The sequence below is a fragment of the Phenylobacterium sp. genome, from assembly GCF_030651755.1.
In the GTDB taxonomy this organism is placed as follows: Bacteria; Pseudomonadota; Alphaproteobacteria; order Caulobacterales; family Caulobacteraceae; genus Phenylobacterium.
Genome location: NZ_JAUSBZ010000074.1, coordinates 1 through 11,298, shown reverse-complemented (window position 1 = coordinate 11,298; position 11,298 = coordinate 1). Strand labels below are relative to the sequence as shown.

14 protein-coding genes, 1 pseudogene and 1 riboswitch are annotated in these 11,298 nt (G+C 68.5%); of the genes and pseudogenes, 6 read left to right on the top strand and 9 right to left on the bottom strand.

All coding sequences use genetic code 11. The features are described from left to right. The 6 genes and pseudogenes from Q7V15_RS07445 to Q7V15_RS07420 form a co-directional block, all read left to right on the top strand. Window positions 1-1,215, top strand: a pseudogene (locus Q7V15_RS07445) (chromosome segregation protein SMC); the annotation flags it as partial. Window positions 1,216-1,383: 168 nt separating this feature from the next. Beyond that, a complete protein-coding gene (locus tag Q7V15_RS07440; protein ID WP_304754815.1) occupies window positions 1,384-1,785 on the top strand; it encodes an AtpZ/AtpI family protein in 402 nt (133 codons plus the stop codon). Window positions 1,786-1,788: 3 nt separating this feature from the next. Beyond that, window positions 1,789-2,541: a F0F1 ATP synthase subunit A gene (locus Q7V15_RS07435; protein WP_304754814.1), complete on the top strand. Its 753-nt coding sequence runs from the start codon at window positions 1,789-1,791 to the stop codon at window positions 2,539-2,541. Window positions 2,542-2,598: 57 nt separating this feature from the next. Further along, window positions 2,599-2,826: a F0F1 ATP synthase subunit C gene (locus tag Q7V15_RS07430; protein ID WP_293321260.1), complete on the top strand. Its 228-nt coding sequence runs from the start codon at window positions 2,599-2,601 to the stop codon at window positions 2,824-2,826. A 119-nt stretch (window positions 2,827-2,945) separates the two neighbouring features. Further along, a complete protein-coding gene (locus Q7V15_RS07425) occupies window positions 2,946-3,545 on the top strand; it encodes a hypothetical protein (protein WP_304754813.1) in 600 nt (199 codons plus the stop codon). A gap of 11 nt (window positions 3,546-3,556) precedes the next feature. Next, entirely contained in the window at window positions 3,557-4,048 is a 492-nt protein-coding gene (locus Q7V15_RS07420; RefSeq protein ID WP_304754812.1) for a F0F1 ATP synthase subunit B, read from the top strand. Here the strand turns inward: Q7V15_RS07420 and Q7V15_RS07415 are convergent. From Q7V15_RS07415 to argS, 9 genes are all read right to left on the bottom strand, one after another. Beyond that, entirely contained in the window at window positions 4,035-4,457 is a 423-nt protein-coding gene (locus tag Q7V15_RS07415; RefSeq protein WP_304754811.1) for a hypothetical protein, read from the bottom strand. The two genes, Q7V15_RS07420 and Q7V15_RS07415, sit on opposite strands and share 14 nt — an antisense overlap. Before the next feature lie 130 nt (window positions 4,458-4,587). After that, window positions 4,588-6,168 (bottom strand): aminomethyl-transferring glycine dehydrogenase subunit GcvPB, encoded by a 1,581-nt coding sequence (gene gcvPB, locus Q7V15_RS07410; RefSeq protein WP_304754810.1) that lies wholly within the window; start codon window positions 6,166-6,168, stop codon window positions 4,588-4,590. Beyond that, the gene (gene gcvPA / locus Q7V15_RS07405; RefSeq protein WP_304754809.1) at window positions 6,165-7,511 is read right to left on the bottom strand and encodes an aminomethyl-transferring glycine dehydrogenase subunit GcvPA; all 1,347 of its coding nucleotides are present in this window, start codon (window positions 7,509-7,511) and stop codon (window positions 6,165-6,167) included. Before gcvPA ends, gcvPB begins: the two co-directional genes overlap by 4 nt. A 4-nt stretch (window positions 7,512-7,515) precedes the next feature. Beyond that, window positions 7,516-7,881: a glycine cleavage system protein GcvH gene (gene gcvH / locus Q7V15_RS07400; RefSeq protein WP_304754807.1), complete on the bottom strand. Its 366-nt coding sequence runs from the start codon at window positions 7,879-7,881 to the stop codon at window positions 7,516-7,518. A 17-nt stretch (window positions 7,882-7,898) separates the two neighbouring features. Then, window positions 7,899-9,008 carry a glycine cleavage system aminomethyltransferase GcvT gene (gene gcvT, locus Q7V15_RS07395; protein WP_370689791.1) on the bottom strand — a complete coding sequence of 370 codons (1,110 nt, stop codon included), beginning with the start codon at window positions 9,006-9,008 and terminating at the stop codon, window positions 7,899-7,901. A gap of 168 nt (window positions 9,009-9,176) precedes the next feature. Further along, a riboswitch (glycine riboswitch) is annotated at window positions 9,177-9,270 on the bottom strand. A 73-nt stretch (window positions 9,271-9,343) separates the two neighbouring features. Next, complete coding sequence (locus Q7V15_RS07390; protein ID WP_304754806.1) at window positions 9,344-9,814, bottom strand: ArsI/CadI family heavy metal resistance metalloenzyme; 471 nt, start codon at window positions 9,812-9,814, stop codon at window positions 9,344-9,346. Window positions 9,815-9,826: 12 nt separating this feature from the next. Next, window positions 9,827-10,171 (bottom strand): helix-turn-helix transcriptional regulator, encoded by a 345-nt coding sequence (locus Q7V15_RS07385; protein WP_304754805.1) that lies wholly within the window; start codon window positions 10,169-10,171, stop codon window positions 9,827-9,829. 86 nt (window positions 10,172-10,257) lie between these two features. Beyond that, the gene (locus tag Q7V15_RS07380; protein ID WP_304754804.1) at window positions 10,258-10,587 is read right to left on the bottom strand and encodes a YnfA family protein; all 330 of its coding nucleotides are present in this window, start codon (window positions 10,585-10,587) and stop codon (window positions 10,258-10,260) included. A 56-nt stretch (window positions 10,588-10,643) separates the two neighbouring features. Then, on the bottom strand, window positions 10,644-11,298 hold a 655-nt coding region (gene argS, locus Q7V15_RS07375), incomplete at its 5' end, for an arginine--tRNA ligase (RefSeq protein ID WP_304754803.1).

The window sequence follows — 11,298 nt, the reverse complement described above, 5'->3', positions numbered from 1 at the left end:
CTGGCTGCGGCCCGGGCGGCGGCGGGACCGGCCCGGGAGGTCGCGGCTTCGGCCCGCTCGGCGCTGGAGGTGGAGACCCGGGAGCGGGACGGCCGGGCGCGGCGCCTCGCCACCCTCACCCGTGAGCGGGACGACTGGGCGCGCCGGGCCGACGCCGCCGCCCGGCGTCTGGACACCCTGGAGGCCGACCGGGCGCGGGCCCTGGCCGCCCTGGACCTGGCCCGGCAGGCGCCGCAACAGCTGGAGGGTCGCAAGATCAGCCTGCTGGACGCCTTCGCCGCGGCCGAGACCCGGCGCGCCCAGGCCCGGGACGCCATGTTGAGCGCCGAAGCGGCCCGCGCCGAGGCCGAGCGCGCCCTGCGCGCCGCCGAGGCCGCCGCCGCCCAGGCGCGGGAGGGTCGGGTGGCTGTGGAGGCCCATCTGGAGGCGGCCGCCCAGCGCCTGGGGGAATTGGGCGACCAGATCCGCGAGGCGACGCGCCTGGAGCCTGAAGACCTCGCCCGCCAGCTCGCAGACGAGGCCGTCGCGATCCCGGCGGACGCCGGCGGCATGGAGGCGCACCTCGGCGCCCTGGAACGCCAGCGGGAATCCATCGGCCCGGTGAACCTCCGGGCTGAGGATGAGGCCCGCGAGAGCGCCGCGCGCCTGGAGACCATGCAGACAGAGCGGGCCGACCTGACCGGGGCCATCGCCCGCCTGCGCCAGGGGATCGACGAGCTCAACAGCGAGGGTCGCGAGCGTCTGGTCGCCGCCTTCGAGGTGATCAACGGCCATTTCAAAACCCTGTTTCAGACCCTGTTCGAGGGCGGGCAGGCCGAGCTGCGTCTGGTGGAGTCCGACGATCCCCTGGAGGCCGGGCTGGAGATCTATGCCTGCCCGCCGGGCAAGCGGATGGCGACCATGAGCCTGATGAGCGGCGGCGAGCAGGCCCTGACGGCGGCGGCCCTGATCTTCGCGGTCTTCCTGGCCAATCCCGCGCCGATCTGCGTGCTGGACGAGGTGGACGCCCCCCTGGATGACGCCAATGTGGACCGGTTCTGCAACATGCTCGACCAGATGCGCGGCCGCACCGAGACCCGCTTCATCGCCATCACCCACAATCCGGTGACCATGGCGCGCATGGATCGGCTGTTTGGGGTGACCATGGCCGAGCAGGGGGTCTCTCAACTGGTCTCCGTGGACCTCCGCCAGGCCGAGGCCCTGGCCGCGGAATAGGCGCCGGGAGAGCCGAATCGGCGGACTAGGCCGATATCCAATACAAATCAAACAATTAGACACGGGCGCCAGCGCCTTGACGCTGTACCTCCGCCCCTTTAGGTTCCGCCGCGATCGAACCAGGGGCGCCGGCAGGCCGCCCACGCCCCGGGAAGGCGCCATCCGCTCATGTCGCAACCGACCGATCCGCACGAAGAGGCGCTGAAACGTCTCGACGCACAACTGGACGCTGTCGATGTCCAGCGGGCGGCGCGCGAGCGGAAGGGGAAGTTCGACACGGGCGCGATCGGGGCTGGCTACAAGCTGGTGGCGGAGCTGATCGGGGGTGTTCTTGGGGGGCTCGGCCTTGGCTGGCTCTTCGATCAATGGGCCGGAACCTCACCCTGGGGCTTGCTCCTGGGCGTGCTAGTGGGTACCGCCCTGGCGATGTTCTTGATCTCGCGCTCGGCGGGACGCATGAGCGCGCAGGCGGCGGCGAAGGCCGGACCGGTTTCCTCGGTCCCCTTCGACGACGATGAAGATGACGACGACGGCTGGCCCGCGGGGCCTGGCCAGAACAAGAGGGACTGAGGCGTGGCCGATCCGATGCATCAGTTCGAGATCCAGCAGGTTCTCGAGCTTCCGCCTGTTGCGGGCTTCGATCTCTCGATCACCAATTCGGCCCTGTGGATGATTATCGCCGCGGCCAGCGTCACCCTGTTCTTCGCCGCGGCCTCGGCCAAGGCCGCCGTGGTGCCCGGCCGGCTGCAGTCGGTGGGCGAGATGCTCTATGAGCTGATCCACAACCTGACCGACTCGATCATCGGCCACGAAGGCAAGAAGTACTTCCCCTTCGTCTTCACCCTGTTCGCCTTCATCCTGGCCATGAACCTGCTGGGCATGGTCCCCTATTTCTTCACCTCGACCTCGCAGCTGGCGGTGACCGCCACCCTGGGCGTCCTGGTGATCGCCGTGGTCATCGCCGTCGGCTTCGCCCGCAATGGCCTCGGCTTCTTCAAGCTGTTCGTCCCCTCGGGCGTGCCCTTCTTCGTCCTGCCCCTGGTGGTGGTGATCGAGGTCATCTCCTTCCTGGTCCGCCCGGTGACGCTCGCCCTGCGTCTGTTTGGCAACATGGTCGGCGGCCACGTCGTCCTGAAGGTCTTCGGCGGCTTCGTGGTCTCGCTCGGCGCGCTCGGCGCGCTGGGGATCGTCGGCGCCCTGGTCACCCTGACCGGCACCGTCGCCATCACCGCCCTTGAGTTCATGGTCGCGTTCCTGCAGGCGTTCGTCTTCGCCGTGCTGGCCTGCGTCTATCTGAACGACGTCGTGAACCTGCACAGCCACTGATCACGACCGACTGCTCACCCCGTTTCCCGACCCCATCGCTTACACGGAGCACTTTCGATGGATCCCCTTGCAGCTAAGTACATCGGCGCCGGCCTGGCGATGCTGGGCATGATCGGAGCCGGTATCGGCCTCGGCACCATGTTCGGCCAATACCTCAACGGCGCCCTGCGCAACCCGTCGGCCTCGGCCGGCGAGCGTCCGATGCTCTTCCTGGGCATGGCCCTGACCGAAGCGCTGGGCATCTTCGCCTTCGTGGTCGCGCTGCTGATCCTGTTCGCCGCCTAAGGCGAGACTATCCGTGCGTTGGGGGGCGGGCTGTCGATCAGCCCGCCTTTCGCATGGCTTGCCCTGCGGATGGCCAACCGGCCGCATGGACCTTGAGCAGACTCAACGGAGCGCCTTGAATGGCCCAGACCACACCAGAGCTCGATCCGGGCGGGGCGATCGTCGAGACCCCGCCGACCACGCTGAGCCACGATCTGCACGAGAGCACCGAAGCCGCCGAGCACGGCTCGTCTGGCCTGCCCCAGTTCGAGTTCGGCTACTGGCCGGGCCAGATCTTCTGGCTGCTCATCGTTTTCGTCATTCTCTACGTCATCCTGTCCAAGCTGTTCCTGCCCCGGGTGGGCGGCGCCATCGAGGCCCGGGCGGCGAAGATCGAGGGCGATCTGGCTGACGCCCGCGCCGCGCGCAACGAAGCCGAACGCCAGTCGTCGGAAGCCGCGGCCGAACTGACCCAGGCCCGCGCCCGGGCGCAGAAGACCGCCGCCGACGCCAAGGCTGCGGCCAAGGCTGAGGCTGAGACCCGCAACGCCGCCGAAGAGGCCAAGCTCAATGAGCGCCTGGCCGTGGCCGAAGCCGGCATCCAGGCCAGCCGTGAACAGGCGATGTCCAATGTGCGCAGCCTCGCCGCCGAGACCGCCGAAGCCATCGTCGAGAAGCTGAGCGGCCTGGCGCCGTCCCGCGCCGAGGTGGACGCCGCCATCGCGCGCAACGCCGCCTGAGGAGAGACCAGATGTCCTTTTTCATCACCCCCGAATTCTGGGTTCTGGTCGCGGTCCTGATCTTCTTCGGGCTGCTGATCTATCTGAAGGTGCCCGCGGCCATGGCCGGAGCTCTGGACGCCCGCGCCGCGCGCATCCAGGCCGAGCTGGACGAGGCCCAGGCCCTGCGGGCCGAGGCTGAGCGCCTGCTGGTCGAGATCAAGGCGCAGCGGGAAGAGACTGAGCGCCTAGCCGCCGACATGCTGGCCCAGGCCAAGGAAGACGCCGAGCGCATGCGCAAGGATGCGGCCGTGAAGCTCGAGGAGCAGATCGTCCGTCGCACCGAGATGGCCGAACGCAAGATCGCCACCGCCGAGGCTCAGGCCATGGCCGATGTGAAGGCCGCCGCCGCCGAACTGGCGGCCGAAGCCGCCCGTTCAGTCCTGGCGGGCCGCCTGGCCGCCGCCACCACCGATCCGCTGGTGGACAAGGCGATCAGCCAGATGGCCGCTAAGCTGCAATAGGCTGGGACTTGCGACGGCGCCGGAACAGGCGCCGTCCACGGACCGCCATCCGGTAGCGCCGCGGCACCAACAGGCGCTCGGTCCGCAGCATCATCTGCCAGGCGACCGGCGCCACCTCAGGCCGGCGCCTCAGCAATCGCCGGACCGGATGCAGCGTCCTGGGATGGGACCGCTGGAACCGCACAAAGGCCCGCCGGGCCTTGTAGGAATTCCGAAGAATCACCATCAGACCCACGGCCGCCACCGGCAGGCCCATGGGCCCCGGCAGGGGGGCGATCAGCACCCCCGCGACAACAATCAGCCCGCCCAGCCCGACCAAGGCCAAGCGCAGCACCCGGCGTGACAGCCGGCTGAAGGCGCCTGGAGCGGCGGTGCGGCCATGGAGCCGCGGAGAGAGGGCGAGAGACACGCTTGCAAACCTGGGGTCACACGCGATCTGGCCCGTTCGGGGAGGCGGGGCCGCCGCGTGTCTCTCTCATATGTGCCGCGTCATGCTTAAAGTAAGGCGGCGGCAGGCCGCTTTATTGTCGGCAAGACTACTATTCAGCCGCGAGCGGCGCCGGCGCCACACCTGAGCTCGGTTTCCAGGTCAGCCGGGGCTTCCGCGCCGCCAGGGTCTCGTCCAGTCGGCGCAGGGGAGCGAGATAGGGCGCGCCCTTGAAACGGTCCACATCGCCGGCCTTGGCCGCCTGGGCCAGGGCCAGCAACGCCTCGCAGAAGCGGTCCATCTCCTGTTTGGATTCCGTCTCCGTGGGCTCGATCAGCATGGCCCCATGCACGACCAGCGGGAAGTACATGGTCATGGGGTGGAAGCCCTCGTCGATCAACGCCTTGGCGAAGTCGAGCGTGGTGACGCCAGTCCCCTCCAGCCAGGTATCGTCGAACAGGGCCTCATGCATGCACGGACCATCCGGGAAGGCCGGGGTCATGGCGCCCGACAGGCGAGCCTTGATGTAGTTGGCGTTCAACACGGCGTCTTCGGCCACCTGCCGCAGCCCGTCGGCCCCGTGGCTGCGCATATAGGCGTAGGCCCGCACGAACATGCCCATCTGGCCGTGGAAGGCGCTCATCCGACCAAAGGCCTGGGCGGCCTCACCCACCGTCTCCTCGACCAGGGTCAGGCCCTCAGGGCCGTGCACCACCCAGGGCGCCGGCGCAAACGGCGCCAGGGCCTCGGACAGCACCACCGGGCCAGCGCCCGGCCCCCCGCCCCCGTGGGGGGTGGAGAAGGTCTTGTGCAGGTTGATGTGCATGGCGTCGACGCCCAGGTCGCCGGGGCGCACCCGGCCGACGATGGCGTTGAAGTTGGCGCCGTCGCAGTAGAAGTAGGCCCCCACCGCGTGGGTCAATCGGGCGATCTCGATGATGTCGCGCTCAAAGAGGCCGCAGGTGTTGGGATTGGTGACCATGATGGCCGCCACATCGGGGCCAAGCTTGGCTTCAAGATCGGCCAGATCGACCCGGCCATCGTCGGTCTGGGCGATCTCGGTCACCGAATAGCCGACAAAGGCCGCCGTGGCGGGATTGGTCCCGTGCGCCGAGGTGGGCACAAGCACCCGCCGGCGGGGATCGCCCTTGGCCTCATGGGCCGCGCGGATGGCCAGGAGACCACAGAGCTCCCCGTGGGCGCCGGCCTTGGGTGACAGGGCCACGGCCGGCATGCCGGTCAGGGTCTTCAACCAGTGGGACAGACGGTCCATCAGGGCCAGCGCCCCCTGGACCGTGGACACGGGCGCCATGGGATGCAGATCAGCAAACCCGGCCAGCCGCGCCATCTTCTCGTTCAGACGCGGATTGTGCTTCATCGTGCACGAGCCCAGGGGATAGAGGGCCAGGTCGATGGCGTGGTTCTTCTGGGACAGGCGCACATAGTGGCGCATGGCCTCGGGCTCTGACAGGCCCGGCAGGCCGATGGGGGCGGCGCGGGCCAGATCCCCGAGATCGGAGCCGTCCAGATCGGCCTCCGGCAGGTCGACGCCGGTCTTGTTCCAGCCGTCGCGCTCAAAGATCAGGGCCTCATCCTGCAGCAGGCCGCGGCCGCCGGTGAGGGAGGCGAAGCCGGTCGCCAGGGGCTGCACGTCTTCGGGCCGGGTGGGACGGCCGACAGTCTGCATGGTCATTGGCCGATCCTCCGGGACAGGGCCTGGGCGAAGGCGTCGATATCCTCGTCCAGGGTCATTTCAGTCGCAGCGCAGAGCAGGACGTCGTCCAGGCCCGCATCGGGATCGAGGCGGGAGAAGGGCACCCCGGCCACGACGCCGTCCTCCAGCAGGGCCTCGACCATGTCGGTCGCATCGCCCGGCAGCCGGATGGCGATCTCGTTGAAGAAGCGCTTGGTCAGCACCTCGACCCCAGGGACCGCGCCCAGCGCCTTGGCCAGGCGCCGCGCCTTGGCGTGGTTGATCGCCGCCAGCTGGCGCAGGCCCACCTCCCCCAGCAGGGTCAGATGGATGGTGAAGGCCAGCGCGCACAGGCCCGAATTGGTGCAGATGTTGGAGGTCGCCTTGTCCCGGCGAATGTGCTGCTCGCGGGTGGACAGGGTCAGGACAAAGCCCCGGCGCCCCTCAGCGTCGACGGTTTCGCCGCACAGGCGGCCGGGCATCTGGCGAACCAGCTTCTCCCTGCAGGTGAACAGGCCGATATAGGGGCCGCCGAAATTGAGCGCATTGCCGATGGACTGGCCCTCGGCCACGGCGATGTCGGCGCCCATCTCCCCCGGCGATTTGAGCAGGCCGTAGGACACCGCCTCGGTGGTCACCACGATCAGCAGGGCGCCCGCCTCATGGGCGGCCTCTGCGATGGCGGTGACGTCGGTGGCGACGCCAAAGACGTTGGGGGTCTGGACCACGACGCAGGCGGTCTCGGAATCGATGGCTGCGATCACCGCGGCTTCGGCGTCGAAGGCCACGGTCTGGCGCACGATGTCCATGCCCTCGGCATGGGCGATGGTCTGGGTGGTGGCGGCGTAGTGGGGATGCAGGCCGCCCGAAAGGATCGCCTTCTTCCGCCGGGTGACGCGCCTGGCCATCATCACCGCCTCGGCGCAGGCCGTGGAGCCGTCATACATCGAGGCGTTGGCCACATCGAGACCGGTGAGGGCCGCCACCTGGGTCTGGAACTCGAACAGGACCTGCAAGGTGCCCTGGGCGATCTCCGGCTGGTAGGGCGTGTAGCTGGTCAGGAACTCAGAGCGCTGGATGATGTGGTCCACCGTCGCCGGCACATGGTGACGATAGGCGCCCGCGCCGCAGAAGAACGGCCCCGCGCCGGCCGCCCGGTTCATGGCCGCCAGATTCGCCAGCTCACGCTCCACCTCCAGTTCGCCGGCATGGTGCGGCAGGTCGAAGGGTTCGGACTTTCGCGCGGCCGCCGGCACGTCGGCGAAGAGGTCGTCTATGGTCGCAGCGCCGATCACGTCCAGCATCTGGGCGCGGTCGTCGGGCGTGAGCGGCAGGTAGCGCATGGGGTTACAGGGTCTCCAGGAAGGCGTCGTAGGCGGCGCGGTCCATCAGCGCCTCAAAGGCCGAAGGATCAGAGATCCTGACCTTGGCGAACCAGCCGCCGGCCTCGGGCGCCTGGTTGACGGTTTCAGGGGCGTCCGCCAGGGCGGCGTTGGCCTCCAGAACCTCCCCCGACAGGGGGGCGTAGACATCCGAGGCGGCCTTGACGCTCTCGACCACCGCCAGGCCCTCGCCGGCGGTGACGGTCTTGCCGACCTCAGGGGTCTCGACAAAAACGACGTCGCCCAACTGTTCGGCGGCATAGGCGGTGATTCCGATGGTGGCCACGTCCCCGTCCAGGGAAACCCACTCATGATCCTTGGTGAAGCGCATTTCGGGGCGTTCCTTCTCTAAACCTTGCGCACATAGCGATGGGGGACGAATGGGGTGGCGACCACCTGGGCGGCCTGCGCCCTGCCCCGCACGATGACCTTGAGTTCGGTTCCGACCGCGGCCAGGGCCGGCGGCACGAAGCCCAGCGCGATCGGATAGCCGAGGCTAGGGGCGAAACCGCCGGAGGTGACGACGCCCACCACATGGCCGTCGGTGTCGGCGATCTCGGCGCCTTCGCGGGCGGGCGCGCCCTCGACCTTCAGCCCCACGGCCTTGCGGGTCAGCTCCCCGGCCAGCTCGGCGGCGATGCGGCTGGCGCCGGGGAAGTCCCGCGCATCCCGGCGCTTCTTGGACACCGCAAAATTCAGGCTGGCCTCAATGGGCGAGACAGTCTCGTCCAGGTCGTGGCCATAGAGCGGCAGCCCGGCCTCCAGGCGCAGGCTGTCACGGGCGCCCAGGCCGATGGGTCGGACCCGCTCATCAGCCAACAGGGTGTTCCAGATGCGCAAAGCCGCCTCGCCCGGCACGGAGATCTCGTAGCCGTCCTCGCCGGTGTAGCCCGAGCGGGAGATGATGGCGTCGACTCCAAAGGCCTGGATGGCGGCGGTCTCCATAAAGGCCAGTTTTGCGGCGTCCGGCGCATGAATGACCAGCACCTGCGCGGCCTTGGGACCCTGCAGGGCCATGAGCGCCCGGTCTTCCAGGCGGTCGATTCGCACCTGTCCGGCCAGTTCGTTGTCGATGACCCTGAAATCGTTGTCCTTGCAGGCGCCGTTGACCACCACGAACAGGCCGTCGTCGTCGGGGCGGCCGGCCATCAGGTCGTCGATAATGCCGCCCTTCTTGTTCAGAAGGACCGAGTAGCGCTGCTTGCCGGGCTTGAGGCCGATGAAGTCGCCAGGCGTCACCTCTTCGAAGGCCGACAGGGGGGAGACCCCGCGCAGACGGGCCTGGCCCATATGGGAGACGTCGAACAGGCCGGCGTTCTCGCGGGTCCAGAGGTGCTCCTTGAGCACCCCGTCCTTGTACTGCACCGGCATGGAATAGCCGGCGAAGGGGACCATCCGGGCGCCGGCCTCCAGATGGGCGGCGTAGAGAGGGGTCAGTTTAAGCGTCTCGTCCGACACGGCGGGCCTCCGGCTGATGATGCGACGCGCCGGGGCCTTGGTCGCCCAGTCTCGACACGCGCCCCCGCTGTCCCTGAGCCTGAGAGATTTAGAGACGGACAAGAGAGCCCGCGCCCATTGCTCCTTCGGCGAGCCCTACCTTTCGGCGGGCTGCTTTCCAGCGTTCATCAGCCCTTCGCGGTCCGTTTGCCTGAGCGTTTCCGGGGCGGTTGCGCCTTCGGCGCCGACCCCGTGAAGGGCCGGTCTCTCCCGCGAGGAGTCCTCGGAAACTCCGCGATCGACGGGCGGGTGTCAACGCGCAAAGTGGGCGCGCAGCCCCGCCCGTCGCAGACGCCTCAACAGCAGGCGGGGGCGGGCTCGACCTTGGCCGGGGCGCCGCAGCAGGCCGCCTCGGCAGGCGCGGGGCTGGCGGCGGCGGGAACGGCGTCCTCCCCATAGGTGATCGCCTCGCCGAAGGTGTGGAAGGTCTCCCATCGCAGACCCGCCGGATCGCTGACCCAGGCCTTGTCTGAACGGGCGTAGCAGCAGCTGGCGGCCTCCTGGTCGAAGGTGGTCTCGCCTGCGGCCTTCAGACGACCGGCCAATTCGGTCAGTTCGGCGGCTTCATCGACCTGAATGCCCAGGTGATCTACCCCGTGCGCGCCATTGCCGTGGGTCGAGATGGCGAAATTCACCCGCGGATCGTCAATCAGCCATTTGGCGTAGTCGTCCTTGAGCACGCTCGGGGGCGCGCCGAACAGGGTGGCGTAGAAGCCGACGGAACGGTCGAGGTCTTCGACCGAGACATGGACATGCAGGCGCTTCATTTGGGGATCTCCTTAGACAGGGTTGCAAGAGGGGCGGGTGACGGCCGCAGCCAGAGGCCCGCAGACTTCAGCTCGGTTCTGGCAGCAGTCCTCCATCAGGAAGACCAGCAGGGCGCCCATGCCGTCATAGTCGGCGCTGTAGATGATCGACCGGCCCTCCCGCCGTGAGCGAGCCAGCCCGGCGTTCACCAGGATGACCAGCTGGGCCGAGAGGGTGTTGGCGGGAATATCCACCGCCCGGGCGAGATCGCCGGCCGCAAGACCTTCCGCCCCGGCCTGAACCAGACGACGGAAGACCTCGAGCCGGCTCTGCTGGGCCAGGGCGGAAAGGCGTTTCAGGGCGATCTCTATTTCCATAATTCTACATTTATGGAAACTTCGAACTATGTCAAGCGGCCTGCTGGGGCCAACGTTCAGACGGTTCGGTCTGATCGCATCAGGCCCTATGCGGTTCGCGGCCCGAACAGGATGATGGCGGCGCCGCACAGGCAGACCGCCGCGCCCAACAGGTCCCAGCGATCAGGCCGCACCCCTTCGGCGGCCCACAGCCAGACCAGCGCCGAGGCGATATAGACCCCGCCATAGGCGGCATAGGTGCGGCCGGCCTGATCGGCCTCAATAAGCGTCAGGAGATAGGCGAAGATCGCCAGAGCGATGAGGCCCGGGACCACCCACAGGGGGGACTTGCCCAGTCGAAGCCAGGCCCAGAAGGCGTAGCAGCCCGCAATCTCCGCCAGCGCCGCCCCGCCATAGGCCAGGAATGAAAGCCGCATAGCCCCTCCCCGTCGTCCGCAGCCGACTCGCAGGCCGGCCCCGAGGTCAGAGGCTGCTACATCCGCTCGGGGGTGGCGATACCCAGCAGGTCCAGGGCCAGCTCCAGCTGACGCAGGGTCGCCGCCGCCAGCGCCAGGCGGGAGGCCTTGACCGGGGGCTCGGCGATCAGGATCGGGCAGGCCGCATAGAATCGCGAAAAGGCCTGGGCCAGCTTGTAGGCGTGGTCGGCGATGAAATTGGGCGCCTTGCGCTCATAGGCCTCGGCCAGAGCGTGGTCGAAGGCGTCCAACAGCAGGGTCAGCTCCCGCTCGGCCGGCTCGACGACGACGATTTCGCCGGCCTGGGCGCCCTCGTCAGCGGCCTTGCGCAGCACCGACTTCACCCGCACCGCCTGATAGAGCAGGTAGGGGCCGGTCTTGCCCTCGAAACTGGTGAACCGGTCGAGGTCGAACACATAGGACGTGCCGCGGAAGTTCTGCAGGTCGGCGAACTTCAAGGCCGCCACGGCCACCTTGTGGGCGGTGTCCTCAAAGGCCTCGGGATCGAGCCCGCCGCCAAGATCGGCCTCCTTCAGGCGCTCGCGCGCCTTGTCGCGGGTCATCTCGATCAGGTCGTGCAGCTTGAGCACGCCGCCCTCGCGGGTCTTGAACGGCTTGCCGTCGGTCCCGTTCATGGTGCCGAAGCCGATGTGCTCCAGGCTGCCCTCATCG